This is a genomic window from Qipengyuania algicola (assembly GCF_042492175.1).
Taxonomy (GTDB): domain Bacteria; phylum Pseudomonadota; class Alphaproteobacteria; order Sphingomonadales; family Sphingomonadaceae; genus CAJXSN01.
Genome location: NZ_CP170453.1, coordinates 1,375,149 through 1,401,061, shown reverse-complemented (window position 1 = coordinate 1,401,061; position 25,913 = coordinate 1,375,149). Strand labels below are relative to the sequence as shown.

At 61.1% G+C, this 25,913-nt stretch carries 20 protein-coding genes; 6 read left to right on the top strand and 14 right to left on the bottom strand.

Features of this window, described 5'->3' with window-relative positions; translation table 11 throughout:
- Nucleotides 1-71: 71 nt before the first annotated feature.
- Nucleotides 72-3,350, bottom strand: coding sequence for a type ISP restriction/modification enzyme (locus ACFCW2_RS06750; protein ID WP_379548861.1), 3,279 nt, complete (start codon nt 3,348-3,350; stop codon nt 72-74).
- Between the two features lie 268 nt (nt 3,351-3,618).
- Entirely contained in the window at nt 3,619-4,908 is a 1,290-nt protein-coding gene (locus tag ACFCW2_RS06745) for an aspartate kinase (protein WP_379548860.1), read from the bottom strand.
- A gap of 54 nt (nt 4,909-4,962) precedes the next feature.
- On the opposite strand from ACFCW2_RS06745, the gene ubiG reads away from it, so the two are divergent.
- Nucleotides 4,963-5,721, top strand: a complete 759-nt coding sequence (gene ubiG, locus ACFCW2_RS06740; protein ID WP_379548859.1) for a bifunctional 2-polyprenyl-6-hydroxyphenol methylase/3-demethylubiquinol 3-O-methyltransferase UbiG — start codon at nt 4,963-4,965, stop codon at nt 5,719-5,721.
- Between the two features lie 6 nt (nt 5,722-5,727).
- On the opposite strand, the gene ACFCW2_RS06735 is transcribed toward ubiG, so the two are convergent.
- The 5 genes from ACFCW2_RS06735 to ACFCW2_RS06715 all read right to left on the bottom strand — a co-directional run bounded on the left by ACFCW2_RS06735 (nt 5,728) and on the right by ACFCW2_RS06715 (nt 8,910).
- Entirely contained in the window at nt 5,728-6,783 is a 1,056-nt protein-coding gene (locus ACFCW2_RS06735; RefSeq protein ID WP_379548858.1) for a glycerophosphodiester phosphodiesterase family protein, read from the bottom strand.
- Nucleotides 6,777-7,130, bottom strand: a complete 354-nt coding sequence (locus tag ACFCW2_RS06730) for an ArsC family reductase (protein WP_379548857.1) — start codon at nt 7,128-7,130, stop codon at nt 6,777-6,779. Before ACFCW2_RS06730 ends, ACFCW2_RS06735 begins: the two co-directional genes overlap by 7 nt.
- A gap of 125 nt (nt 7,131-7,255) precedes the next feature.
- The gene (locus ACFCW2_RS06725; protein WP_379548856.1) at nt 7,256-7,555 is read right to left on the bottom strand and encodes an antibiotic biosynthesis monooxygenase family protein; all 300 of its coding nucleotides are present in this window, start codon (nt 7,553-7,555) and stop codon (nt 7,256-7,258) included.
- A 9-nt stretch (nt 7,556-7,564) separates the two neighbouring features.
- Complete coding sequence (gene ruvC / locus ACFCW2_RS06720; protein ID WP_379548855.1) at nt 7,565-8,035, bottom strand: crossover junction endodeoxyribonuclease RuvC; 471 nt, start codon at nt 8,033-8,035, stop codon at nt 7,565-7,567.
- 122 nt (nt 8,036-8,157) lie between these two features.
- On the bottom strand, nt 8,158-8,910 hold the full coding sequence (locus ACFCW2_RS06715) for a YebC/PmpR family DNA-binding transcriptional regulator (protein WP_379548854.1): 753 nt from the start codon (nt 8,908-8,910) through the stop codon (nt 8,158-8,160).
- Nucleotides 8,911-8,966: 56 nt separating this feature from the next.
- Between ACFCW2_RS06715 and ACFCW2_RS06710 the strand changes: the two genes are divergently transcribed.
- The gene (locus tag ACFCW2_RS06710) at nt 8,967-9,749 is read left to right on the top strand and encodes a CPBP family glutamic-type intramembrane protease (protein WP_379548853.1); all 783 of its coding nucleotides are present in this window, start codon (nt 8,967-8,969) and stop codon (nt 9,747-9,749) included.
- Here the strand turns inward: ACFCW2_RS06710 and ACFCW2_RS06705 are convergent.
- The 3 genes from ACFCW2_RS06705 to ACFCW2_RS06695 all read right to left on the bottom strand — a co-directional run bounded on the left by ACFCW2_RS06705 (nt 9,746) and on the right by ACFCW2_RS06695 (nt 10,792).
- Nucleotides 9,746-10,099, bottom strand: coding sequence for a heavy metal-binding domain-containing protein (locus ACFCW2_RS06705; RefSeq protein ID WP_379548852.1), 354 nt, complete (start codon nt 10,097-10,099; stop codon nt 9,746-9,748). The genes ACFCW2_RS06710 and ACFCW2_RS06705 overlap by 4 nt on opposite strands.
- Before the next feature lie 45 nt (nt 10,100-10,144).
- Complete coding sequence (locus tag ACFCW2_RS06700; protein ID WP_379548941.1) at nt 10,145-10,393, bottom strand: DUF2312 domain-containing protein; 249 nt, start codon at nt 10,391-10,393, stop codon at nt 10,145-10,147.
- 84 nt (nt 10,394-10,477) lie between these two features.
- Complete coding sequence (locus ACFCW2_RS06695; protein WP_379548851.1) at nt 10,478-10,792, bottom strand: DUF1244 domain-containing protein; 315 nt, start codon at nt 10,790-10,792, stop codon at nt 10,478-10,480.
- Between the two features lie 48 nt (nt 10,793-10,840).
- Between ACFCW2_RS06695 and pyk the strand changes: the two genes are divergently transcribed.
- A complete protein-coding gene (gene pyk, locus ACFCW2_RS06690; protein ID WP_379548850.1) occupies nt 10,841-12,325 on the top strand; it encodes a pyruvate kinase in 1,485 nt (494 codons plus the stop codon).
- On the opposite strand, the gene ACFCW2_RS06685 is transcribed toward pyk, so the two are convergent.
- Both ACFCW2_RS06685 and gltX read right to left on the bottom strand, forming a co-directional pair.
- Nucleotides 12,322-13,176: a hypothetical protein gene (locus ACFCW2_RS06685; protein WP_379548849.1), complete on the bottom strand. Its 855-nt coding sequence runs from the start codon at nt 13,174-13,176 to the stop codon at nt 12,322-12,324. The two genes, pyk and ACFCW2_RS06685, sit on opposite strands and share 4 nt — an antisense overlap.
- 15 nt (nt 13,177-13,191) lie before the next feature.
- Entirely contained in the window at nt 13,192-14,517 is a 1,326-nt protein-coding gene (gene gltX, locus ACFCW2_RS06680; protein WP_379548848.1) for a glutamate--tRNA ligase, read from the bottom strand.
- A 230-nt stretch (nt 14,518-14,747) separates the two neighbouring features.
- Here gltX and ACFCW2_RS06675 point away from each other — a divergent pair, with 230 nt between their 5' ends.
- Genes ACFCW2_RS06675 through ACFCW2_RS06665 form a run of 3 tightly spaced genes read left to right on the top strand, consistent with a single transcriptional unit; the run spans nt 14,748 to nt 16,899 of the window.
- Complete coding sequence (locus ACFCW2_RS06675) at nt 14,748-16,037, top strand: pilus assembly protein TadG-related protein (protein ID WP_379548847.1); 1,290 nt, start codon at nt 14,748-14,750, stop codon at nt 16,035-16,037.
- Nucleotides 16,037-16,501, top strand: a complete 465-nt coding sequence (locus ACFCW2_RS06670; RefSeq protein WP_379548846.1) for a TadE/TadG family type IV pilus assembly protein — start codon at nt 16,037-16,039, stop codon at nt 16,499-16,501. Before ACFCW2_RS06675 ends, ACFCW2_RS06670 begins: the two co-directional genes overlap by 1 nt.
- On the top strand, nt 16,498-16,899 hold the full coding sequence (locus tag ACFCW2_RS06665) for a TadE/TadG family type IV pilus assembly protein (RefSeq protein ID WP_379548845.1): 402 nt from the start codon (nt 16,498-16,500) through the stop codon (nt 16,897-16,899). Before ACFCW2_RS06670 ends, ACFCW2_RS06665 begins: the two co-directional genes overlap by 4 nt.
- Nucleotides 16,900-16,986: 87 nt before the next feature.
- Here ACFCW2_RS06665 and rpoC read toward each other — a convergent pair whose 3' ends face one another.
- On the bottom strand, nt 16,987-21,351 hold the full coding sequence (gene rpoC / locus ACFCW2_RS06660) for a DNA-directed RNA polymerase subunit beta' (RefSeq protein ID WP_379548844.1): 4,365 nt from the start codon (nt 21,349-21,351) through the stop codon (nt 16,987-16,989).
- A gap of 84 nt (nt 21,352-21,435) precedes the next feature.
- Complete coding sequence (rpoB, locus tag ACFCW2_RS06655) at nt 21,436-25,620, bottom strand: DNA-directed RNA polymerase subunit beta (protein ID WP_379548843.1); 4,185 nt, start codon at nt 25,618-25,620, stop codon at nt 21,436-21,438.
- Nucleotides 25,621-25,913 lie beyond the last annotated feature (293 nt).

The window sequence follows — 25,913 nt, the reverse complement described above, 5'->3', positions numbered from 1 at the left end:
TTGAAGGAGGCGGCAGGGGAAAAGCTGTTGACGATGCAAAAGTGTCCGGGCTTGAACATCGGACCGAGCCACTACAGCGTCGGCGGCGGCTTGCGCTCCTCATCCGCAGGGTGTGGCAGATCCTCGGCAGGAATCAGCTCTCCGTCGCAGATGCGGGCGAGCAAATCGGCCAGCAAATCCTCCCGGTCCAGCGTAATGGTGAGGATGCGCAGCAGATCGAGCAATTCGTCATTCCATTCATCGGCCCATTGCGACGGGCGGATATAGTCGAGCGCACTGGTTGAGCTGGTCGCCCTGCCCGTCCCCTTGCGGGTGCGATACCCCAGCCATTTGGGCACGACCTGCATTCCGCTGACCGAAAATTTCCACACCTCCTCGCGCACACCGCCGACCTGGCCGTCGCCGATGGTGATCGTGCCTTCTTCCGTATCATAGGCGATATCGCCGTTATCGTGCGGCATACGTGTAACGGCGCGAGTCCAGCCTAGCCCTTCGACGGACGGCACATGCGCGCCGCGTCCTGCCGACGGATCGACGAAACGTTCGGCATAGGTGTGAAGCCACAAAAGCTCGCGCCCCGCTGCCACCGCCTCCGCCCACAGACCGGCGTCGGCTGTCAACGGCACCCGAAGGCCGGGAGTCTGCAGGGCTTCCGCGAATCGCTGCTGGTATGCGTGATTGGCAAGCAGGGCGTAGGTGTAGGCCGCAATGTCCTCCGGGTAAGGCGGTTCAAGTCCGAGAACTACAGCAAGCGTCGCAGGGAGGCCGGAGGTGATATTGGGTTCGCTGGCAGCGGCGTCGCGGTAGAGCGGGATGATGTCTTTCGCTCCATAAGAGCCGCGGAAGAAATGTTTGTCCGGAACGCCGGTCGTTGAGGTGAGAGCGGGACCTTGCCCGATTTTTCCGGTGAGAAGTGATGCAAAGAAAATTTGACGATTGGAAAGGCTTTGCCAAAGCGAAGGGCTATCTGTTTTTGCAAGTCGAGGATCATTGAATGACCATTGACGGTCAAAACTCCGCATGCCGAATTGCACCGTTGGCTCCGGATCGTCTGAAGGTTTGAGATCAATAAGCTTTTTCCGATCACCAACTTTGGTCTCGATGTTCCTACCATGTGTGGGCGTTACATAAAGCTCAGGACGTTCATCAATCGATGCATTGCGAAATTTTTCCCAACGCTCATTGAGGATTGAAACGCTCGGTGAAACTGGCCAAGTGCGGCTGTGCATGCATCCAGGCTGCTGCCAAGGAAACATGTCGGTAATCAGCGGCATCTCGGTCCATGCCGCATCACCGGTGGGCGGCACCATGGGCGCAAGCCAGCCGTCCGGGGCACGGTCCCATTCGCCATCGAACGGACTGTCGGCGTCAGCCACCGCGCGCAGCGCCGCCAGCTTGGCCTCGCTTGTCCCGCGAATGCGTCTGTAATTCACCGGTGCAGGAGTGTTCTTGTCTGTCGCATCGTCACGCACCAGCGTTACGATGGCAACGGGCGTTTCAATGGCAAAGATGTTGTCTTCCGGGTTGGCGCCCTTGTTATCGCCGCCCAGATCCAGCACCCAGATTTCGTCCGCCAGCTCGCGCGCATATTGCCGCAAGCCGACAAAGCCGGGCCCCGTGAGCCAGGAACTGCCGGTGATGAAAGTGACGATGCCAGGCCCGTCCTCGTGCGCTTCGAAAGCCTTCCACAGCGCCCAGCGCCAAAAATAGACGTAGAGGTTATACAGGCTGGCATGGTGGCTGAAGATCGTGTGCGCCTTCGCCACATCGAGAATGTCGTCGAACAGGCTGTTTTCACTATTGCGTCCTTCGACCTGCCCTTCCAGGACCCAGCCACCGGAGCCGCGCCCTCTCAGATCGCCTGACACACGGCGATAAGGCGGGTTGCCGATCACAACCGTCACCTTCTTCTCGCGCTTGATACGGTTCGCGCGCTCCTGCTCTTCCGCCAGTACCTGCTGGTCGCCGAAGAAATCGGCAGGCGAGACCGCGCTTTCGTCGGGTGCTTCCAACGTGTCGGTCAGCACGACATTGGCAAAGGTCGGTTCGCCAGCCAGTTCGGACAGCAGCTGCGACAGACGCAGATGTGCGACCGCGTAGGGTCCGGGCAGCAATTCGAACGCGTACATATTGGCCGCGAGGTTGCGCGCCGCCTGCTGCTCTCCGCCTGGTCCACGCACGTCCGGCGCGCGGAGCACCGCCCGCTCGATAGCGGCCAACGGGAAAGTGCCGGTGCCGGTCGCCGGATCAAGCGTGACCACGCTCGCATCGCCGAACCCCATACGCTTGCCAAACCGCTCGACCAGCAGGTGTCCGGTAATCGCCGTCATTGCGGCAACGGCGTCCACCGGGGTATAATAAACACCCGCCTCCTTGCGCTCCTGCGGGTCATAGACTGACAGGAAATCCTCGTAGAACCGCAGCCATGCGTCGCCGCGCCGGTCAGGCGTTGCGATCCTGTCAGGCTCGATGGCGCTTACCAGCGTCTCAAGCGCGCCGACCTCTACCGTCGTAGCGTCGCGCAGGACCGGCTTGTCCAGCAAGGGGGCAAAGGCCGCTGCCAGTACCGGGCTGATTGCGCGTATGGCATCGCGCGCTTCGCCGACTGTCAGGTGCCCGTCACCATCCGCATCCGCGTTTCCCGGAGTGAGTGCGGCGAGCACCATGCCGTAAGCGATAGTCTGCGCCACCCCGTCTGCAAAGTCTCGCTGCGACGCATCGGGAAACACATGACGGCGCCAAGCCGCATAGCTTCCCTGCGCCTCGCTGTTTGCCGGTCCGTCGGCCTCGTCCAGCAACCATTCGATCCGGTCGCGCAGGTCGCGTGTGCGGACGGCAAGCCGCTTTGTGAGATCGCCGATTGCCCGGATCGGAGATGGATTGAGTTCGAAGAAACGATTGAGCAGATCGATCAGAGGTTGTGCGTCCCACCCGTCAGCATGGTCGTAAGGCAGGCTCGCGGGCGGTCCTTGCTCCAATACACCGCGGTAAAGCTGCGCCTCGCGTCCATTGCAGACAATGAGGATTTCCGCCTCTTCGCTCATGCGCGTCCACTGCGTTGCGTTGCGTCCGCTCCAGGTCGCTGTATCGACGGAAATGGAGGGGGCTTTCAGTTCGACGAAGCCCTTCTGCATCGTTTTGCGATTGCGGGTAAGAAGGGCTGCGAAATCAGGCCGTGTCCTGCCGGTGCGCGTCTCACGAATAAGCTGCAGAGTGCCAAGATCGGCCTGCTCGCAAAGGCCCGTAAACAGCTTCTCGACAGGAGTAGTGAGCTGTGCCTCTTCTTCTGCATCGACCGAACCTCGTGCGGCAGCATGCACAGCTTCGAAGTAATCTTTGGCTAGCGACATCTGCCCCCCTGTTCGTCCGACTTTAACATCTCGAATAGACAAACCAACCAAACAATTTTCCTACACGCCCGCCTCCCGCTAGCGTTGCTTTGAACCCGTCCGACTCGTGGGGACAGCCCGCTGGCGCCTACGCACGCGCGGGGGCGGTTCTCGAAAAAACGCCAAGCAATGTGTCAAGCTGGAGATTTCCCGCAAGCGCCTGATTTACCCATATTTTCCCTGATTGGTTTGCTTGACACCCTGTCAAAAGCGTCAAGCCAATCCAACATCATTCTTCGGCTGCATCCAGCCCGTAGGCGGTGTGCAGGACGCGGACGGCGAGTTCGGTTTCGTCCTCGTCGATCATCACGCTGACCTTGATCTCGGAGGTGCTGATCGCCTGGATGTTGATGCCGCGGTCGGACAGGCTGCGGAACATCGTGCTGGCGACGCCGGCGTGGCTTTTCATGCCCACGCCCACAACGCTGATCTTGGCGATGTGGCTGTCGGTGATGATGCGGTTGAAGCCGATGGCGCCGCGCCGGTCCTCCAGCAGGGCCTGCGCACGGGGCAGGTCGGTCTGGGGGATGGTGAAGGTGACGTCCGTCTCGCCCTTGTCGCGGCCCACGTTCTGAATGATCATGTCGACATTGATCGACGCGGCGGCCAGCGGTTCGAAAATCTCGGCCACGGCGCCCGGTTCGTCGGGCACGCGGGTGAGGATGATCTTGGCCTCGTTCTTGTCATGCGCGATGCCGGTGACGTGCTGGCGTTCCATGTCGTTCCTTTCAAGGATGGCGTCCATTTCGCTGTCGGATACGATCAGCGTGCCGGGCAGATCGTCGGCGGCGGGGGAGTCTTCATCGGTGAAGCTGGAGAGGACCTGGACGCGGACCTGTTCCTTCATGGCGAGGCCGACGGAGCGGGTCTGGAGGACCTTCGCGCCGACGCTGGCGAGCTCCAGCATCTCCTCGTAGGTCACCGCCTTCAGCTTGCGGGCGCGGGCCACGATGCGGGGGTCGGTGGTGTAGACCCCGTCGACATCGGTGTAGATGTCGCAGCGGTCGGCCTTCACCGCGGCGGCGACGGCGACGGCGCTGGTGTCCGATCCACCGCGGCCCATGGTGGTGATGCGGCCCTCGTGGCTAAGGCCCTGAAAGCCGGGGATCACGGCGATGGAGCCTTCGGCAAGGGAGGCGAGCAGGGCGTCAGCGTCGATCGTCTCGACCCGGGCCTTGGCGTGCGCCTCCACCGTGCGGACCGGCAGCTGCCAGCCGAGCCAGCTGCGCGCCTTGCAGCCCATGGATTGCAGGGTCATGGCGAGCAGGCCGGACGTGACCTGCTCCCCGCTGGCGACCACCACGTCATACTCGGCGGGGTCATACAGCGCGTGGGCCTCGCGGGCGAAATTGACCAGCCGGTCGGTCTCCCCCGCCATGGCAGAGACGACGACGACGACCTCGTCGCGGGTGCCATCGGGTTTGGGGGCGGCCTGCCGGCGCACGATCTGCGCGACGCGGCGAATGCGCTCGGTCCCGGCCATCGACGTGCCGCCAAATTTCATCACGATGCGCGCCATGTGCCCGCCACTCTCCCGCTGGTCGGCTTACCCGCGTGCTGTTACGAAGGGCGCATGACTGATGCAACAATTGAAGCCCCAAGCAATTCTAAGGGCAGCCCAACAATCCGCCCCGACGAAGCGGCGCATTTCGGAGCGCTGGCGGCAGACTGGTGGGACCCACGCGGATCCTCGGCCATGCTGCACAAGCTCAATCCGGTGCGGCTGGGCTTTGTGCGCAAGGCGGTGGACACGCATTGGGGCGGCGATGTGCGCGAGCCGCAGCCGCTGGTGGGCAAGTCGGCGCTGGATGTCGGCTGCGGCGCCGGGCTGCTGTGCGAACCGTTGGCTAGATTGGGCGCGGCAGTGAGGGGGCTGGACGCCGCGCCGGAGAATATCGCCGCGGCCAAGGCGCATGCCGAAGGGGCTGGCCTCAGCATTGATTACCGGGCGGGCGAGTTGGGCGAAGCCAAGCTAGGGCAGTTCGATCTGGTAACTTCGCTCGAAGTGCTGGAGCATGTGGCCGACAAGCCAGCGTTTCTGGAGCAGCTGGCAGGCAGTCTGGCCGATGGCGGGCTGATGATCCTCTCCACCCCCAACCGCACCGCCGCCAGCCGCCTGCTGCTGGTCGGGGCTGCCGAGATGAGCGGAGCGATACCCCGCGGCACGCACCATTGGGACGATTTCGTGACGCCCGACGAGCTGGAGCCGATGCTGGCCGTTCTCGGGCTGCAAGTGTGCGAGACGCAAGGGATAGCGTGGCGCCCGGACAAGGGCCTGCATCTGTCGGACGATGTTTCGCTCAACTACATTATGAGCGTGCGCAAAATTTAGACCGCGCTAGCCGCCGCCCATGCAGACCGTGTTGTTCGTCGGATCGGGCGCGGCCATGCGGCCCGGATCGTCGGTAAACACCCCGTCGATGCCAGTGCTGGCAATGGTTGCGTAGAGCGACTCGTCGCAGCCGGTCTGCGCAGGGCCGCCGCTCCCCCGCAATTGCTCGGGCAGAAAGGCATTTTCCTTGCGGACCGTCCAGACATGGACCTGCAATCCGGCCTGCTTCGCCTGATCGATCAGAGGCAATGCGGTGCCAGCGGGACCAAGCAAAAGCGGAACGGGTGCCCCGATCCCGTCCGCATAGGCAGCGATGTCGGCCAGTCCGCTCGGCGACAGCATATTCGCATAAGTGACCCCGGGCAGATCCGCCGGACCGCCTGTGTCCTTCACCAGCTGGACCAGTTTCACATCCAGCATCCGGTCGAGCCGTTTGAGCACCTCCACTTCGAAGCTCTGGACGAAAATCGCATCGTCAGCGCCATCGAAGCCCGACCGGCGCAGTTCCGCAACCAGCAGATCGACCATGTCGATGCCCGCATCCTGCAGCAGGAAGGTCGGGTGTTTCAGCTCGGGATAGATGCCGATGGTCCGGCCCGTCTCGGCCTCTTTGGCACGGACCAGCGTCACGATATCTGCGAAGGTCGGCACGGAATACAGCCCGTCAAAGCGGGTGTTGGCCGGGCGAATACCGGGCAGGCGTTCTTTGGCCCGCAAAATGCGCAATTCGGCCAGCGTGAAATCCTCGGCAAACCAGCCCGATATCAGTTCGCCGTCCACCATCTTGCTGCGCCGCCGGTCGCGGAATTCGTCGCGGGTGGCCACATCGGTGGTGCCGCCGATTTCGTTCTCGTGCCGGGCAACCAGCACCAGGTCCTTCGTCACCACCAGATCAGGCTCGATATAGTCGGCCCCCTGATCGATGGCACGCTCATAGGCAGCAAGTGTGTGTTCGGGCCGCTCGCCGCTCGCGCCGCGATGTGCGATGATGAGCGGGCCGTCCTGCGCCGCTGCCACGACCGGCGAAAGCGCCAGCGCCAGAACTCCGATCAATTTCAGCAAAACGCATTCTCCCACTCGCTTGGCGTAAAGCCGACCAGTACCCGTGCGCCATCTTCGTGCTCGGCGACGGGGCGCTTGATCATGCTGGGGTGCCGAGCCATCAGCGCGATAGCTTTCTCGCGGGTCATGTCGGCCTTCTCCGCCTCGTCCAGCTTGCGGAACGTGGTGCCGCGCCGGTTAAGCAGAACTTCCCAGCCCACCGTGTCGGCCCAGCGCTCCAGATTGTCCGGGTCTGCGCCCTCCTTTTTGTAGTCGTGGAAGACGTATTCGATGTCGTTAGCATCGCACCATTTGCGGGCCTTCTTGACCGTGTCGCAATTGGGAATGCCGTAGAACTGAATGGTCATTGGGGAACCCTGAAAATGGAAGGTTTGGAAAGACTGATCACACATCAAGACAAGCAGCCGCTCATGACAGGGTCATTGCAAACCGGCAGATGAAGGAAGGCCGAACAGAGTGCTTTTGCGTGCACTCAGGGGAAGCTGTGGGTCCATGGATTGTCGCAAGTGATAACCGTGTAGCTCTCGTAATATTCCGCCCGCCCCCGCGCCTGAATTTCCGCGTGATGCGCCTCCGCCCGCCATGCCTTGGCCGCAGCGCGTGTTTCCCACTCCGAGATTGCGACGACCTCGCCGTCGTCGGCTACATAGGATTTGAAGGAGAGATAGCCGGGGCGCTGCGTTGCCATAGCCTCCATCCGCGCTGCGTCCTGCGCATAGGCATCCGCATCGATGTCGGCGCGTTTGCGATTGCGGAACACGACCAGATACATGGAGCGCGCTCAGCCCCTCACCAGATGGGCATCTGCAATGGCCACGGCGAGCGCGTCGGCAGCGTCGGCTCCGGCAATCTGCGCTCCGGGCAAAAGCACCTTCAGCATCGCCTGAACCTGATTTTTATCTGCCGCCCCGGTGCCGACAACCGCCTTCTTGACCAGCCGCGCAGCATGCTCGTTCACGGAGAGGCCTCGCGCCCCGCACGCTGCCAGCACAGCGCCGCGCGCCTGCGCCAGTTTCAGGGTCGACTGCGCGTTCTTGTTGGCGAAGACTTCCTCAGCTGCCGCACGGTCAGGGGCATGTGCAGCGATCACCGCCGCGATCCCGGCATAGATATGGTCCAGCCGCTCGGCCATCGGCGCTTTAGGCTTGGTCGGAACCTGGCCGTTGGCAATGTGCGCCAGGCGGCTGCCCTCGACCCGGATCACGCCCCAGCCCGTACAGCTAAGCGAGGGATCAAGGCCGAGGATCAGCACTCAGACACATGCACAGGCGTTTGAGATCGGAGCGAGAATGGTGCTGTTTGAGAACCGGCGCGCAGCGGACCTATGGTCCGTGAGCACCGGAAGCGCAAAAGAGTGCCATTCGCAGCCCGATATCAAGCGTCTGCGTCCAGCTTGGCCATCACCTCGTCGGAAATGTCGTAATTGCCCCACACGGTCTGGACATCGTCGTCATCGTCCAGTGCGTCGATCAGCTTCAGCAGCGTGCTCGCGCCCTTTTCGTCCATGTCGACCGTGATGTTCGGCTTCCAGGCAAGCTTCACCTCTTTGGCCTCGCCGAGCGACTTTTCCAGATCGCTGGACACCTGGTGCAGGTCTTCTGCGGCGGTCCAGATTTCGTGGCCGTCCGCGCTGGAGGAAATGTCCTCCGCGCCCGCTTCCATCGCTGCTTCGAGGACCTTGTCTTCGCTGCCCGCATCGGCGCCATATTCGATATAGCCCAGCCGTTCAAAGCCATGCGCCACGCTGCCTTCGGTGCCGAGATTGCCGCCGTTCTTGCTGAAGGCGGTGCGAACGGCGGTGGCGGTGCGGTTGCGGTTGTCGGTCAGCGCCTCGACGATGATCGCGCTGCCGCCGGGGCCATAGCCTTCGTAGCGGACTTCTTCGTAATTCTCGTCATCGCCTGCGCTCGCCTTGTCGATCGCGCGCTGGATATTGTCCTTCGGCATCGACTGCGCCTTGGCCGTGTTGACGGCCAGCCGCAGGCGCGGGTTCATGTCGGGATCGGGCGTGCCCATCTTGGCCGCAACGGTGATTTCGCGCGAAAGCTTGGAAAACAGGTTGGAGCGTTTCTTGTCCTGCGCACCCTTGCGGTGCATGATGTTCTTGAATTTGGAATGGCCTGCCATGGGTCACGTACACCAGTTCGTAAGAGGAAAACGTTTAGGCGACCGCCAATAGCCGCATGACCCCGTCTCCCTCAACCCTTGCCGCGCATGATGATCGCATGGCCGCCCCGGTGGACGCCCTGTCTGATGCGGGCCGCCAGCCGCTGCGCGCTTTCCTGCGGCGGCCGGTAGCTCCCGACCGCGCCACCGGCTTCGGGATGGACGGGCTGCGCGGCGTGCTGCGGTTATACGCAGTCGATTTCGCGGCGATGAGCGTGCTGGGAATCATCGCGCTGGCCGTGGTTGCGACGGGCTTTGAGTTTCCGACCAACACTCTGAACGAGATCGAGCTGACGCCCGGTTTCATCGCCATCATCGTTCTGGGTGCTCCGCTGGCTGAGGAGCTGGTTTTCCGCGGCTGGCTATCGGGCAGGCCTGGTCATGTGGCGGCGTGTCTGCTCGGCGCAGTCGCTTTCTATCTTCAGCCAGAAAACATTTTTGACGAGGCTGCGTTTGAATCCGCCATCGTTGTCGTCATGGTAATCTTGCTGCCGGCAGCCATCGGCGCATTGTGGCATTGGCGGAAGCGCAGTCCGATGCGCTGGTTCGCGCGGGGGTTTCCGGGCATTTTCTGGCTGGTGACACTGGCCTTCGCGCTCGTCCATCTGACCAATTATCAGGAGGGCGCGCTGTATGTCCTGCTTCCGCTGGTCCTCCCGCAGTTCATCGCAGGCACGCTGTTCGGCTATGCCCGCGTCCAATACGGGCTGTGGGCCGCGATTCTGCTCCATGCCATGCACAATGGCACCGCGGTTCTACTGGTGTTGATGATGGGTGAGGCGCTGCCCGCAGCGGGTTAGTCCGGCAGCTTGACTGCTGTGCCGCTGGCGCTGACCATCAGCATGGAACCGGTACCGCCGATCACTTCGTAATCCAGATCGACAGCAACCACAGCATTGCCGCCCAGCGCACCGCATTCCGCCTGCAGCTCCTCGATGGCTTGCTTGCGCGCATCGCTCAGGATCCGCTCGTAGCTCCCCGAACGCCCACCGACGATATCGCGGATATTGGCGAACATATCGCGCACCACATTGGCGCCCACGATTACTTCCCCTGTAACTATTCCGAGATAACCTTCGATTGGGCGCCCCTCGATAGTCGGGGTTGTCGTTACGATAATGCCGCGCGCGTCTTTCCAGGGTCCTGCCATGTTATTCTCCAATAGTGTGTCATCTGCCTAACACACCAATCGGGGTCAGACCATACCGAGCGCGTTCTTGTATGTATCGAGCACCATTTCCTGCTCGCTGCGATCATCCGGCTTCATTTTGCGCAAGCGCACGATCTGCCGCATGATCTTCGGATCATAACCCACGGCCTTTGCCTCGGCATAGACATCGCGGATATCGTCGGCGATGCCCTTCTTTTCTTCTTCCAGCCTCTCGATCCGCTCGATCAGCAGGCGCAGGCGGTCATCGGTGGAATTGGCGTCAGTATCGGCCATCATAGTGCTCCGGAAATGGGATTAAGAGAATCAGTTGCCTGCGCTTTAGCGAGGCAGCCGGAGCGGGTGAACCGACCCCCAAAATTAATCCTGTTGGTTCTTCGCCACGCTGGCTTTCATCCGCGCCAATTGCTCTTCGGTAGCCGGGGTCTGCCGGGTCGCTTTCCATTCATCCATCGGCATTCCGTGGATCACTTCGCGCGCCTGCGCCTTGTCGCCCGCGAACCCGGCATCCCTGATCCAGTCCGCCAGGCAATTGCGGCAAAAGCCCGACAGCCCCATCAGATCGATATTCTGCGCATCATGGCGATGCTGCAAATGGCGCACCAGCCGGCGGAATGCAGCGGCCGCCACTGCGTCATCGAGCTGGTCCAGCGGGTCGTTCGTATTCGTATCCATGCGCATTGGTCCTTGAGTTGAAATATGGCGGTGCCATAGCGTTTCCCCATGGAAAATCGCCAAGCGCCCGACAAAAGCCCTGTCAAACTCGACCCGCGTGGCCGCAAGGTCAAGATACTCGCGACCACCGGCCCGGCCAGCAACAGCCCGGAAATGCTCCGCCGCCTTTTCAGGGCGGGCGTCGATGCCTTCCGCGTCAATATGAGCCACGGCGAACACGCCCAGCATGCGAAGACCATTGCCGCGATCCGCAAGCTGGAAAAAGAGTTTCACCGCCCCATCGCGATTTTCTGCGATTTGCAGGGTCCCAAGCTGCGGGTCGGCAAGTTCAAGGATGGCAAGGCGGTGATCCGGCACTCCGGCCATTTCACGCTCGACCGCAAAGAAGAGCCGGGTGACGAAACCCGTGTCTGCCTGCCCCATCCCGAACTGTTCGGCCTGATGGAAAAGGGCCAGCGCCTGCTGATCAATGACGGCAAAATCCGTCTGCGGGTGATCGAGGCAAGCGACGATGCTATCCTGTGCTCGGCCGAAGTCGGCGGCGTGATTTCCGACCGCAAGGGCGTGAACGTGCCCGATGCGGAAATCCCGATCCCTGCGCTGACGGCAAAGGACCGCAAGGACCTTGCTTTCGCTGTCGAACAAGGGGCGGACTGGATCGGGCTATCCTTCGTCCAACGCCCGGAAGACCTGGCCGAGGCACGCCGCCTGATGGGCGGATACGGCGCGCTGTGTGCCAAGATCGAGAAGCCGATGGCGGTCCGGCGGCTGGATGAAATTATCGAACTGTCCGACGGGATCATGGTCGCACGCGGCGATCTGGGGGTTGAGTTGGACCCGGAAGACGTGCCCCCGCTGCAGAAGACGATCGTCAACAAGACGCGCACTGCGGGCAAGCCGGTGATTGTCGCCACCCAGATGCTGGAAAGCATGATTGAAAGCCCCAGCCCCACGCGGGCCGAAGTCAGCGACGTTGCCAATGCTGTCTATGACGGCGCGGACGCCGTGATGCTTAGCGCGGAGACGGCAGCGGGCGAATGGCCGGAAGAAGCCGTCACCATCATGCACCGGATCGCAACCAAGGTGGAAAACGACCCCGATTATATGGGCCGCGTACGCTTCCTTGATACGCCGCCCGACCCGACGACCGCCGACGCGCTGAGCCATGCCTGCATGACCATCGCCGATACGGTGAAGATCGGCGCGGTCACCGTCTTCACCGGCTCGGGCAGCACAGCCCGCCGTGTGGCCCGCGAACGGCCCAGCGTACCTATGCTGGTCCTCACCCCGTCGATGCGCACGGCCCGGCGGCTTGCCCTGCTATGGGGCGCGCACGCCGTGGCAACCAAGGATATCGGCAGCTTTGAAGAGATGATCGCCAAGGGCAAACGCATGGCCCTGCGCCACGGCTTCGGCGAGGCGGGGAGTAAGCTGATCGCACTGGCGGGTGTTCCTTTCGGCACACCGGGCAGCACCAATCTGCTGCATATCGTGACGCTGAGCGGCAATGAATTGGAGAAGCATCGGGGCTAGGAGCGACCGACCTCTTCCCAGACCTTCACACCTAAACTATTTCGTAATGGAACAAGTGATGTGGGCAGTTTCCCGCCGAGGACCAACTGAGCACTAACTTCTATCCCATTTTGTCGAAAAGTTTCTTGGGCTTCAGCCACGGCAGCATATTTTACGCATTGAAAAAGGCCTCGAACCACGTCGAGATCTGAAGCACCGATTGGTTTCACTTCAAAGCAGTCAAGCGAACCGTTTCTGACAAACACGACATCAACGCGGTCACCTGATGGGAGGAGATACTCAGCGTTCCCCTCTCCGCACTCAGACGGCAACCCAACCATGAGAGGGTGGGTGCGCACAAATTCCTTTAGAGCTTTGTGTTCCGGTCCTTCTCCGCCTCTTTGTGTGTTGCCAACCGCCTCCAACTTTTCATCAATATTAGAGACGACGCGGCCTATATTTAGCTCGGAAAGTACCCATCCCCAATGTGGGTAATTCCTAATCCTGTCCCAGTAGGTTTCAAGAATCGCCCAGCGATCTTCTTCCGTTTCCCAAGTTTCGCCGGCTTCTCGCAAGAACGCATCAAAGCCATCCCCAGGGGTATCTGATCCTTGGTTCACGACCAATGCCTGAATATGCGGAATTGATCTGCCGGTATCGCGCGCCAACGCCTCCAGTCCTGTTCCAACGCACCCGAGCACATAATTCAGATTCCGCGGATTGGGCATTCTAAGTTCTTCAGCTAGGTCGGCGTAATAAATCGTCGCTCTGGCTTCGGCCTGTCGAACGAGTAGGGGCAACGCTTGCCGTGCGCGGCTTTGATAAAGCTTGTCTCCAAAGAAATCTGAAGCCTTTCTATAAGTGTCGCTCATGAACATCCTCTCTGGTTAGCGGCTTCGCTCCAGCCGATTTTTGGCCTCGGCCTCGCCGATCAGCGACAGCAATTCCCCCATATCGGGGCCGTGGTTCATGCCGGTCAGTGCCTGGCGGAGTGGCAGGAACAGCGCCTTGCCTTTGCGCCCCGTTGCTTCTTTCAGCTTGCCCGTCAGCGTTCCCCACGGGTCCTCGTCCCATTTGAGCGCCTCGGCAGCCTGCGCCAGATAGGCCCGGTCTTCGTCGGAAAACTCAGGCTGCTCGATCGGGCCGGTCACCAGCTTCCACCAATCGCCAGCCTCGCCCACAGTCGCCAGATTGGGGCGCACCGTATGCCACCCGGCCTCGTCCATTCCGGCTGGCAGGCGATCCGATACGTGAGCATAATCCATCTGGTGAACGATGGCCGCATTCAGCCGGTCGAGCTCGCTGTCGTCGAATTTGGCCGGCGCGCGCCCGAAGGTCGAGAGATCGAAGCTCTCCACCAGCGTCTGCCTGTCGGCAATCGGCTCCACCGGCTGTGATGTGCCCAGCCGTGCGAGCAAGGCCACCAGAGCTTCCGGCTCCAGCCCGCGCTCCCGAAACGCATCGCAGCCCAGCGAGCCCAGGCGCTTGGACAGCTTGCCCTCCTTCCCCACCAGCAAAGCCTCGTGCGCGAAGCGAGGCGGGGCTGCCCCAAGTGCCTCGAACATCTGCACCTGCACGGCTGTGTTCGACACATGGTCTTCCCCGCGCAGCACGTCGGTGACACCCATCTCGATATCATCGACCGCGCTCGGCAGCATATAAAGCCAGCTCCCGTCGGCGCGCCGGATCACCGGGTCGGACAATTGCGCGGGGTCGAACTTCACGCTTCCCCGCACGCCATCGTCCCACGCAATCGGCGCGTCATGGTCCAGCTTAAAACGCCAATGCGGGGCGATGCCGTCGGCTTCCTTCGCTGCGCGCTCTTCATCGGTCAGAGCCAGCGCGCCGCGATCATAGATCGGCGGCAGCCCGCGCCCGAGCTGGACCTTGCGCTTCAGTTCCAGCTCCTGCGACGTTTCATAGGCCGGGTAGACGCGGCCCGTTGCCCTCAGCCGCTCGAACGCCGCTTCATACAGCGCCAGCCGCTCCGATTGTCGTTCCTCTCCGTCGGGCTCCATCCCGAGCCATGCGAGATCGGCACGGATCGCATCGACATATTCGTCACGGCTGCGCGCGGCATCGGTATCATCGATCCGCAGCATGAAACGCCCGCCACTTTTACGGGCGAGAAACCAGTTGTGCAGTGCCGTGCGGATATTGCCGACATGCAGGCGGCCTGTCGGTGAGGGAGCGAAGCGGGTGGTTGTGGTCATGCGATTCGGACTAGCTGATGCTGCCGCGCAGAGCGAGCCATAGCCGATGGTTTATAGGACTTGCTGCGAAGAATCTCCCCAATCCGGGGTCACGGCACGGAAGGCCGCAGGATCAGGGCAATCCCCTAGTTAAGATCCGTTCACGATTAACCCAAAACTTACCACGTGCGGAAATCGGGCATGAGCACCGAGGCGTTAAAGGGAGCATCACAACATAAAAAGAACAACATATGAAACGTCGTACATACTTTCGCAGAAAGATCGCATCGCTCCTCCGGCATACCGGAGGCAATACCCTTGCGCTGGTCGGCATGGCCATGATTCCCATGGTCGGCACGATCGGTCTGGGCGTGGATGTTGCACAATGGGTGGTCTGGAAACGGCAGCTTCACACGGCAGCCGATCTGGGCGCCTTGGCCGGTGCCCGCGCTCTCGCCGATGGCCATCCGGTCAAGATCAATGTCGAGCGCTCCCTGGCTCAGAACGATTTGCGCGCCTTCGATACCGACGCGATCGAAAACGCGCCAACGGTCGGCCCTTTCAAGGATGACGACGACAAGGTCCGCGTGGTCCTGAGCACTTCACAACCTCTGCCCTTCTCGGGGATGTTCCTGAAGGCCTCCCCGAAGATCACGGTGGAGGCCATTGCCGAGAACGCCAAGACCGTTCCCAATTGCGTCATCACGCTCGACAAATCGGGAACCGGTGTCAGCATCACGGGCAGCTCCACCGTGGACATGAATTGCGGCCTTGCCTCCAATTCCGACTTCGATGCGACCACCAGCGATTATCTGAAAGCAGGTGCTCTTTCTGCGGTGGGAACCGTCACCCAAGGTGCCAACATCACGGGTGATACGAAGGTCAACGATGGCATCAATGAGGTAAGCGATCCGTTCGCCTCCAAATTGCCAATGCCCAATGCCCAATCGAGTTGTTCGCCGAATAGCTACCCCTTGATCAAATCTTCAGTCACCATTGGTCCGACGGCCGGCGGAACGATTTGCTATCAGGGTCTGCAAATCAACGATGGCGTCGTTACGCTGCGCCCCGGAACATATCTGATCGGTGCGAGCGGTATCTCGGTATCGGCCAAGGCTACACTGCAGGGTACCGGCGTAACATTGATATTCACCAACACCCAGACGCCGTTTAATTCGGGCAAGATCGGCAGTTTCTGGGCGAACGGTAGCGCGACGATCAACCTGTCTGCACCTACAAGCGGCACATATGCCGGCGTTCTGATGTATCAGGACCCCCGGACGCCCGCGAAGAACAATGGCCTGAAAATTACCGGCAACTCGGATTCCAGTTTCGAGGGGGCAATTTACGCCCCGACCGTCGAAGTCACGATGATCGGCAACAGCGATATCAGCGGCGCGGCAGGCATCGAAACCCCGTGCTTCCAGATCGTTGCCCTGTTTGCGACATTCACCGGGAACACCAGCGTATCGAACAATTGCCCCGGCGGCGGCGGCGCTGCCGCTTTCGGTGGTGACGGCACGATCAGGTTGGTGAGCTGATGATGCGCTATATCTTCCGCAAACTGCGTCCCGATGCGCGCGGCACTGCCACAATCGAACTGGCCATGGCGCTGCCTGTGCTCACCGTGATGGCCTTGGCCTCGATCGATTTCGTTCTCGGCTTTGGCTACAAGATGAACCTGCAGCAATACGCGCAATCGGGTGCCGATTTCGTGATCGCCAATGGCGAGAATTTGCCGACCGATGCCGAGGTGTCGACCGAAGTCGCTGCGGTCAGCGGTCTCGATCCCGCGGCAATCAGCGTCACCAAATGGACCGAGTGCAATCAGGCGAAGCAATCGACCTATGGTTCGTGCCCCGGCGCATCGGACAACAAGGCGAATTACATGCAGATCGCCGTCACCGATACCTATCAGCCTATCCTGGCTATCGAGGGGATTGCCGACTTCGTGCCGAGCACGGCCCTGACCGGGACGGCAGTGGTGCGGATACCGGCACCATGACATTTTGCAAACGGATAGCCCGCAATACGCGCGGTGCGGCGATGGTGGAATTCGCGCTTGTGGCGCCGATTCTGATCACTCTGCTGGTCGGCGCTATGAATATCGGCATCTATTTCTTCGCGCAGAACTCCGTCAACAATGCGGTGGAGGTCGCAGCACGCGAAGCGGCGATCTACCCCACCCCCAGCGACACCCAGCTGCAGGCCCTGTTCGACGATGCGTTGTTGAAGGAAGAATCCACCGTCTCCGTCGTGCTGGGCGTCTCCCACGGAACGGCCGCGAACGGCACGAAATATGTAACGCTGAGCACCAGCTACAATGTGCCGGTGAACCTCATTCTGGGTAAGGTGAACGACATCCCGGTCCGTTCCGAACGGCGGGTCTACGTGCAGGACTGATGTCGCCCGTCCCGTAAACAAGCTCCATCCGAAAAAAGCCCCGCCGAATCGCTCCGGCGGGGCTTTTTATTGCTCGGTCGAAACCGGTTATTCGGCGTCGTCGGCTTTGGGCTCCTCGGCGGGAGCTTCCTCCACCGGTGTCTCCGCGCCGCCCATGGCTGCTGCCATTGCGGCTGCATCCATCACTTCGCCGGCGGGTTCTTCGTCCACGACCGGTTCGGCGGCTGGCGCGTCTGCCATGGCCGCTTCCTGCTTGGCAGCCTCGGCAGCGAGCAGGGCTTCCTGCTGCTTCTTCCACTGCGCCCGCAGCGCCGCATCGCGGCTGGAGGCGGTGACGCGCACGCGGTTCATCGCCGCACCGGTACCGGCAGGGATGAGACGTCCGACGATCACGTTTTCCTTCAGACCGATCAGCGTGTCCTTCTTCCCCTCGACCGAAGCTTGGGTCAGAACGCGCGTTGTTTCCTGGAACGAGGCGGCCGAGATGAAGGAACGCGTCTGGAGCGATGCCTTGGTGATGCCCAGCAGGATCGGCACGCCGGTGGCGGGCTTCTTGCTGCGCGTCAGCTTGGCATTGGCTTCCTGCATTTCCTCCAGATCGACCTGCTCACCCGGCAGCAGCGTGGTGTCGCCGCCGAATGTGATCTCGACCTTTTGCAGCATCTGGCGAACGATCACCTCGATGTGCTTGTCGTTGATCTTCACGCCCTGCAAACGATACACTTCCTGGATTTCGTCGACGAGGTATTCGGCCAGAGCCTCCACGCCCAGAACTTCCAGAATGTCGTGCGGGTTCGGGCTGCCCGAAACCAGCGTATCGCCCTTCTTCACGAAGTCGCCTTCCTGAACGTCGATGACCTTGGTCTTCGCGATCAGGTACTCCACCGGATCCCCTTCCTCGGGGACGATGGCGATCTTGCGCTTCGCCTTGTATTCGCGGACGAATTCGATCTTGCCGGAAATCTTGGCAATGACCGACACATCCTTAGGGATGCGCGCTTCGAACAGCTCGGCAACACGCGGCAGACCGCCGGTGATGTCGCGCGTCTTGGCGGCTTCACGCGATGCACGGGCGAGAATGTCGCCGGCCTCGACCGTCTGGCCATCCTCGACCGACAGCGACGTGCCCGGCGCCAGCATGTAGCGCTGTGCTTCGGTCTCGTCGGCATCGGCGCTCTGGCCTTCGCCCAGCAGGGTCAGGCGCGGACGCAGATCTTCTTTCTTCTTGCGCCCGGTTGCCCGGTTCTCGGTGACAACACGCTGAGCGATGCCCGTTGCGTCATCAACGCGCTCTTCCATGGTCGTGCCGTCGACGAGGTCCTGGAACTTCACGACGCCCGATTGCTCGGTGATGATCGGCAGGGTGAACGGATCCCATTCTGCCAGACGGTCGCCTTCCTTCACCTTCGCGCCATCCTTGTGCATCAGCACGGTACCGTAAGGCACTTTGTGGATTTCGCGCTCGCGGCCCTCGGCATCGATCACTGCCAGTTCGCCGTTACGGGCGAGCGACAGGATACGATCCTTCTTGTCCACGATGGTCGGCATGTCGCGGTACACGATCTTGCCGTCCGAAATCGCTTCCAGATGGCTCGTTTCGTTGAGCTGTGCGGCGCCGCCGATGTGGAAGGTCCGCATCGTCAGCTGGGTGCCCGGCTCACCGATGGACTGTGCAGCAATAACGCCGACAGCTTCACCGATGTTGACCGGAGTACCGCGCGCCAGATCACGGCCATAGCACGTGCCGCACACGCCCTGATCGGCTTCGCAAACCAGCGGCGAACGGATCTTGGCAACCTGCACTTCGGCTTCCTCGATGGCCTTCACCATCGGCTCGTCCACCAGAGTGCCCTTCTTCACGATCACTTCGCCCGACGCCGCGTTGACGATATCCTCGGCCACGGTGCGGCCCAGAATACGCTCACCCAGCGATGCGATGACCGAACCACCCTGAACGATGGCGCGCATTTCCAGCGCGTTCTCGGTCTTGCAGTTCTCGGTCACGATGACGCAGTCCTGCGACACGTCGACCAGACGGCGCGTCAGGTAACCCGAGTTTGCCGTCTTCAACGCCGTATCCGCGAGGCCCTTACGCGCGCCGTGGGTCGAGTTGAAGTATTCAAGAACGGTCAGGCCTTCCTTGAAGTTACTGATAATCGGCGTCTCGATGATCTCGCCCGAAGGCTTGGCCATCAGGCCGCGCATACCGGCGAGCTGCTTCATCTGCGCTGGCGAACCACGCGCACCCGAATGGCTCATCATGTAGATCGAGTTGATCTGCGCTTCCTTGCCGTCCTTGTCGATCGGCTGCGACTTGATCTCTTCCATCATGGCGTCGGCCACCTGATCGCCGGTCTTGCTCCAGGCGTCGATGACCTTGTTGTATTTTTCCTGCTGGGTGATCAGGCCGTCCTGATATTGCTGTTCGTAATCAGCAACTTCAGCCTTAGCCTTCTCGATCATGCCTTCCTTGCTGTCGGGAATGATCATGTCGTCCTTGCCGAACGAGATACCCGCCTTGAACGCGTTGCTGAAGCCCAGCGCCATGATGGCGTCAGCGAACAGCACCGTGTCCTTCTGGCCGGTGTGGCGATAGACTTCGTCGATCACGTCGCCGATGTCTTTCTTCGTCAGCAGGCGGTTGACGATGTCGAAGGGAACCTTGTGGTTCTTCGGCATGCATTCACCGATCAGCATCCGGCCCGGCGTCGTGATGAAGCGCTTCATCTCGATCTTGCCCTTCTCATCGGCCTGCGGAACGCGGGTGATGATGCGGGTGTGCAGGGTGACAGCCTTGGTTTCCAGCGCCTGATGCACTTCGGCCATATCGGCAAAGCGCGGCAGTTTCTCGACCTTGTTGCCGTTCTCGTCTTCGACGAATTCGGGCTTCTTCTCCTGCCGTTCCATCGACAGGTAATAGAGGCCCAGCACCATGTCCTGCGAAGGCACGATGATCGGCTTGCCGTTCGCAGGCGACAGGATGTTGTTGGTGGACATCATCAGCACGCGCGCTTCCAGCTGGGCTTCGAGGCTCAGCGGAACGTGGACGGCCATTTGGTCACCATCGAAGTCGGCGTTGAAGGCCGAACAGACGAGCGGGTGCAATTGGATGGCCTTACCCTCAATCAGAACAGGCTCGAACGCCTGAATGCCGAGACGGTGAAGCGTCGGAGCGCGGTTCAGCAGAACGGGGTGCTCACGGATGACTTCATCCAGAATGTCCCAGACTTCCTTGCGCTCCTTCTCGACCCATTTCTTGGCCTGCTTCAAGGTCATGGAAAGACCCTTCGCGTCCAGACGGGCGTAGATGAACGGCTTGAACAGCTCGAGCGCCATCTTCTTGGGCAGACCGCACTGATGCAGTTTCAGTTCCGGACCGGTCACGATGACCGAACGGCCGGAATAGTCGACGCGCTTACCCAGAAGGTTCTGGCGGAAGCGGCCCTGCTTGCCCTTGAGCATATCGCTGAGCGATTTCAGCGGACGCTTGTTGGCACCCGTGATCACGCGGCCACGGCGGCCGTTGTCGAACAGAGCGTCGACAGCTTCCTGCAGCATGCGCTTTTCGTTACGCACGATGATGTCGGGCGCGCGCAGTTCGATCAGGCGCTTCAAACGGTTGTTCCGGTTGATCACGCGGCGATAGAGATCGTTAAGATCGGACGTCGCGAAACGGCCACCATCGAGCGGCACCAGCGGGCGCAGTTCCGGCGGGATCACAGGGACGACTTCGAGGATCATCCATTCCGGGCGGTTGCCGGAATCGATGAAGCTTTCCACGACCTTCAGGCGCTTGATGATCTTGGCCGGCTTCAGCTTCGACTTGGTCGTCGCCAGCTCTTCCATGAGATCGTCACGCTCTTGCTCGAGGTCGAGCTCCATAAGCATGATCTTGACCGCCTCGGCACCGATGCCGGCGGAGAACGCGTCCTCGCCGTATTCATCCTGCGCTTCGAGCAGTTCGTCTTCGGTCATCAGCTGGAATTTTTCGAGCGGCGTCAGGCCCGGCTCGACCACGATGTAGCTCTCGAAATAGAGCACGCGCTCCAGCTGCTTGAGCTGCATGTCGAGCAGCAGGCCGATGCGCGAGGGCAGCGACTTCAGGAACCAGATATGCGCAACCGGCGCAGCCAGTTCGATGTGGCCCATCCGCTCGCGGCGGACCTTGGTCACGGTCACTTCGACGCCGCACTTCTCGCAGACGACGCCCTTGTATTTCATCCGCTTGTACTTGCCGCACAGGCACTCGTAATCCTTCACCGGGCCAAAGATGCGGGCGCAGAACAGTCCGTCGCGCTCCGGCTTGAAGGTCCGGTAGTTGATCGTTTCGGGCTTCTTGATCTCGCCGAAGGACCAGCTGCGAATACGCTCTGGCGACGCGATCCCGATCTGGATCTGGTCGAAGGTTTCCGGCTTGGCCAGCTGGTTGGTGAATTTGGTCAGTTCGTTCATTTTGTCGTTCCCTTGAGGGGGAGAAATTGGGTCAGCGAATGGTCAGGCCGGGCATGAGGCAAAGCCCCTGCGCCCGGCCAACCACTATTGCGCCGCGATCTGCATGCCGTCGTCATCGTCATCGCCGTCAGACAGCGAGGACAATTCGACGTTGAGGCCGAGGCTGCGCATTTCCTTCACGAGCACGTTGAAGCTTTCCGGAATGCCGGCTTCGAAGGTGTCGTCACCCTTGACGATGGCTTCGTAAACCTTGGTCCGGCCGATCACGTCATCGGACTTCACAGTGAGCATTTCCTGCAGCGTGTATGCCGCGCCGTAGGCCTGGAGTGCCCAGACCTCCATCTCACCGAAGCGCTGTCCGCCGAACTGCGCCTTACCGCCCAGCGGCTGCTGGGTGACGAGGCTGTAGGGTCCGATCGAACGGGCGTGGATCTTGTCGTCCACAAGGTGATGCAGCTTCAGCATATAGATGTAGCCGACGGTCACCTGACGGTCGAAGGCATCGCCCGTGCGGCCGTCGAACAGGGTGACCTGTCCGCTGCCCGGCAGGTCCGCCTTTTCGAGATAGGTGGTCACATCGCCTTCGCGTGCGCCATCGAAGACCGGCGTACCCATCGGGACACCGTCCTTCAGATAGCCTGCCAGCTCGACCACTTCTTCCGTGCTGCGCTTCTCGATTTCGGCGTGGTAATCCTCGCCGTAAGCTTCCTTCAGCCGCTCGACCACGGCGTCAGGCGGGGTCGCCTTGGCGTAGTCTTGCTTGGCATTCGGGTTGGCCAGTTTCCACTCTTCCAGAGCGTGGGTGATCTGCTGACCAAGCCCGCGAGCAGCCATGCCCAGGTGCGTTTCGAAAATCTGCCCCACGTTCATACGCGAAGGCACGCCCAGCGGGTTCAGCACGATATCGACCGGTGTGCCGTCTTCGAGGAACGGCATGTCTTCTTCCGGCAGGATGCGCGAGATTACACCCTTGTTGCCGTGACGGCCGGCCATCTTGTCGCCCGGCTGCAGCTTGCGCTTCACTGCGACGAAGACCTTGACCATCTTGAGGACGCCCGGAGCCAGCTCGTCGCCGCGCTCCAACTTTTCCTTCCGGTCTTCGAACTTGTCGTCGATCAGTTTGACGGCATCGTCATACTGGCTCTTGACCGCTTCGATCTGGGTCTGACGGCCATCATCGGCGACCGCGAATTTGAACCATTCGTGGCGCTCGACGGTGTCCAGCAGATCCTTGTCGATCACGACGCCCTTCTTGATGCCCTTGGGCGCCGCAGACGCGGTCTGGCCCAGCAGCATTTCGCCCAGACGGTTATAGGTCGCCCGGTTGAGAATGGCGCGTTCGTCGGCGCTGTCCTTCTTGAGGCGTTCGATTTCCTCGTTCTGGATGGCACGCGTACGGTCATCGATCTCGATACCATGACGGTTGAACACCCGCACTTCGACCACTGTCCCGGCAACACCCGGCGGCAGGCGGAGCGAGGTGTCGCGCACGTCGCTGGCTTTCTCGCCGAAGATGGCGCGGAGAAGTTTTTCCTCCGGCGTCATCGGGCTTTCACCCTTCGGCGTGATCTTACCGGCCAGAATATCGCCCGGATGCACTTCTGCGCCGATATAGACGATGCCCGCTTCGTCGAGGTTTCGCAGGGCTTCCTCGCCGACATTGGGAATGTCGCGGGTGATGTCCTCAGGCCCAAGCTTCGTATCGCGGGCCATGACTTCGAATTCCTCGATATGGATCGAGGTGAAGACATCGTCCTTCACGATGCGCTCGGAGATGAGGATGCTGTCCTCGTAGTTGTAGCCGTTCCACGGCATAAACGCGACGAGGCTGTTCTTGCCCAGCGCCAGCTCACCCAGATCGGTCGACGGACCATCGGCGATAATATCGCCCACTTCGATCACGTCGTTCACCTTCACCAGCGGACGCTGGTTGATGCAGGTGTTCTGGTTCGAACGCTGGAATTTCTGCAGCGTGTAGATATCGACGCCGGACTGGCCGGGTTCGACATCGCCCTGCGCACGGATCACGATACGGGTCGCATCGACCTGATCGACGATACCGCCGCGCGTAGCTGTAATCGCAGCGCCGCTGTCACGGGCCACGGTTTCTTCCATGCCGGTGCCGACGAAGGGCGCTTCCGCCTTCACCAGCGGCACGGCCTGACGCTGCATGTTCGAGCCCATCAGAGCGCGGTTGGCGTCATCGTTTTCCAGGAACGGAATGAGCGATGCGGCGACCGAGACCAGCTGCTTGGGCGAAACGTCCATCAGCGTGATGGTTTCGCGCGGAGCCATCAGGTTGTCACCGTTCTGACGAGCCGAGATCAGCTCTTCGACGAAGCTGCCGTCTTCGTTCAGCTCGGCAGACGCCTGCGCCACGGTGTGCTTCTGCTCTTCCATCGCGGAGAGGTAGATCACATCGGATGTGACCTTGCCGTCCTTCACCTGACGATAGGGCGTTTCGATGAAGCCATACTTGTTCACCCGGCTGAACGACGCCAGCGAGTTGATCAGACCGATATTCGGTCCTTCCGGCGTCTCAATCGGGCAGATGCGGCCATAATGGGTCGGGTGAACGTCGCGGACTTCGAAGCCAGCGCGCTCACGCGTCAAACCACCGGGGCCGAGTGCGGACACGCGGCGCTTGTGGGTGACTTCCGAGAGCGGGTTGGTCTGGTCCATGAACTGGGACAGCTGCGAAGAGCCGAAGAATTCACGCACGGCAGCCACTGCGGGCTTCGCGTTAATCAGATCGTTCGGCATGACGGTCGAAACATCGACCGAGCTCATACGCTCCTTCACCGCGCGCTCCATGCGCAGCAGGCCGACGCGGTACTGGTTTTCCAGCAGCTCGCCCACCGAACGCACGCGGCGGTTGCCGAGATTGTCGATGTCGTCGACTTCGCCCTTGCCGTCCTTCAGGTCGACCATTTCCTTGACCACAGCCAGGATGTCTTCCTTGCGCAGCGTGGTCACAGTGTCTTCCGCGTCCAGTTCCAGACGCATGTTCAGCTTTACGCGGCCAACTGCGGAAAGGTCATAGCGCTCGCCATCGAAGAACAGGCCTTCGAACAGCGCTTCGGCGGTTTCCTTGGTCGGCGGCTCGCCCGGACGCATCACCTTGTAGATGGCTTCCAGGCCCTCGTCGCGGTTCTCGGCCTTGTCGACGGCGAGAGTGTTGCGGATCCACGGGCCGGTATTGATCTCGTCGATGTCGAGCAGGTCGAGCTTGTCGATGCCTGCGCCGTCAAGCGCTTCAAGATGCTCGACAGAGATTTCATCGCCAGCCTCAACATAAATGCGGCCGGTGCTTTCATCGATCATGTCACGCGCGGCGTAGCGGCCGATTACTTCCTCGGTCGGCAGCAGCAACGTGGTCAGGCCGTCTTTCGCAGCCTTGTTGGCGGCACGGGGGCTGATCTTCTGGTTGGCGGCGAAGATTTCCTCGCCGGTCTTGGCGTCAACCAGAGCAAAGCTCGGCTTGGTGTTGCGCCAGCTTTCCGCGTCGAACGGGATCTTCCACCCGTCTTTCGCGCGTTCCCACGTCATGATATCGTAGAAGTGATGCAGGATGCCTTCGCTATCCAGACCTAGCGCAAACAGCAGGCTGGTGACCGGCAGCTTGCGCTTGCGGTCGATCCGGACGTTCACGACATCCTTGGCGTCGAATTCGAAGTCGAGCCAGCTGCCGCGATACGGAATGACGCGGGCGGCAAACAGAAGCTTTCCCGAGGAATGCGTTTTGCCGCGGTCATGGTCGAACAGCACACCGGGCGAACGGTGCATCTGGCTGACGATCACGCGCTCGGTGCCGTTGATGATGAAGGTGCCGTTGCCCGTCATGAGCGGCATGTCGCCCATATAGACTTCCTGCTCCTTGATATCGAGCACGGAGCGGGTTTCGGTTTCCTGATCCACCTCGAACACGATCAGGCGCAGCGTCACCCGCATCGGCGCGGCGTAGGTGATCCCGCGCTGGCGGCATTCGGTGGTGTCGTATTTCGGCGGTTCGAGTTCGTAGTCGACGAAGTCCAGCTCGGCGGTGCCGGCGAAATCGCGGATCGGAAACACGCTGCGCAGCGTCTTTTCGAGGCCGGAAACATAATCTTCCGCCTTGTTGGAGCGTAGGAACTGTTCGTAGCTCTCGCGCTGCACCTCGATCAGGTTCGGCATCTGCACGACTTCGTGGATGTCGCCGAAGATTTTCCGGATGCGCTTCTTCGCGGTACCCGTCTGTTTGCGGGTGGGCCGTTTCGCTTTAGTCGCCATGGAGGAGTTTCGCCTTCTCTCGTCCCGGACGGCAGGGGAAATCCCGCCGACCTTGGTAAAAATATGTCCGTCACGGGAAAAGCCATGATCGCCAGACGCAGCAAAAGGCCGCAGCGATTCGCATAGCCTTTCCAGGCCTGCGGGCTGCAGCTTTCGTCTCAAAACGTCGCGATTATGGCATTCGCGGCTTCCTTCCGTGGCCAATCCCCGCGTCTGGACAGGCCGTGCTCGAAGCGCGCGATGGGGTGCAGATAGGATCGGGCCGGCGATTTGTCAAACAGCGGAACGGTTTT

Excerpts from the sequence above, each read along its gene's own strand:
- ACFCW2_RS06750 (WP_379548861.1), bottom strand. The coding sequence starts at position 3,350 with ATGTCGCTAGCCAAAGATTACTTCGAAGCTGTGCATGCTGCCGCACGA.
- ACFCW2_RS06745 (WP_379548860.1), bottom strand. The coding sequence starts at position 4,908 with ATGGCGCGCATCGTGATGAAATTTGGCGGCACGTCGATGGCCGGGACC.
- ubiG (WP_379548859.1), top strand. The coding sequence starts at position 4,963 with ATGACTGATGCAACAATTGAAGCCCCAAGCAATTCTAAGGGCAGCCCA.
- ACFCW2_RS06730 (WP_379548857.1), bottom strand. The coding sequence starts at position 7,130 with ATGACCATTCAGTTCTACGGCATTCCCAATTGCGACACGGTCAAGAAG.
- ACFCW2_RS06725 (WP_379548856.1), bottom strand. The coding sequence starts at position 7,555 with ATGTATCTGGTCGTGTTCCGCAATCGCAAACGCGCCGACATCGATGCG.
- ACFCW2_RS06715 (WP_379548854.1), bottom strand. The coding sequence starts at position 8,910 with ATGGCAGGCCATTCCAAATTCAAGAACATCATGCACCGCAAGGGTGCG.
- ACFCW2_RS06710 (WP_379548853.1), top strand. The coding sequence starts at position 8,967 with ATGACCCCGTCTCCCTCAACCCTTGCCGCGCATGATGATCGCATGGCC.
- ACFCW2_RS06705 (WP_379548852.1), bottom strand. The coding sequence starts at position 10,099 with ATGGCAGGACCCTGGAAAGACGCGCGCGGCATTATCGTAACGACAACC.
- ACFCW2_RS06700 (WP_379548941.1), bottom strand. The coding sequence starts at position 10,393 with ATGGCCGATACTGACGCCAATTCCACCGATGACCGCCTGCGCCTGCTG.
- ACFCW2_RS06695 (WP_379548851.1), bottom strand. The coding sequence starts at position 10,792 with ATGGATACGAATACGAACGACCCGCTGGACCAGCTCGATGACGCAGTG.
- pyk (WP_379548850.1), top strand. The coding sequence starts at position 10,841 with ATGGAAAATCGCCAAGCGCCCGACAAAAGCCCTGTCAAACTCGACCCG.
- ACFCW2_RS06685 (WP_379548849.1), bottom strand. The coding sequence starts at position 13,176 with ATGAGCGACACTTATAGAAAGGCTTCAGATTTCTTTGGAGACAAGCTT.
- gltX (WP_379548848.1), bottom strand. The coding sequence starts at position 14,517 with ATGACCACAACCACCCGCTTCGCTCCCTCACCGACAGGCCGCCTGCAT.
- ACFCW2_RS06675 (WP_379548847.1), top strand. The coding sequence starts at position 14,748 with ATGAAACGTCGTACATACTTTCGCAGAAAGATCGCATCGCTCCTCCGG.
- ACFCW2_RS06670 (WP_379548846.1), top strand. The coding sequence starts at position 16,037 with ATGATGCGCTATATCTTCCGCAAACTGCGTCCCGATGCGCGCGGCACT.
- ACFCW2_RS06665 (WP_379548845.1), top strand. The coding sequence starts at position 16,498 with ATGACATTTTGCAAACGGATAGCCCGCAATACGCGCGGTGCGGCGATG.
- rpoC (WP_379548844.1), bottom strand. The coding sequence starts at position 21,351 with ATGAACGAACTGACCAAATTCACCAACCAGCTGGCCAAGCCGGAAACC.
- rpoB (WP_379548843.1), bottom strand. The coding sequence starts at position 25,620 with ATGGCGACTAAAGCGAAACGGCCCACCCGCAAACAGACGGGTACCGCG.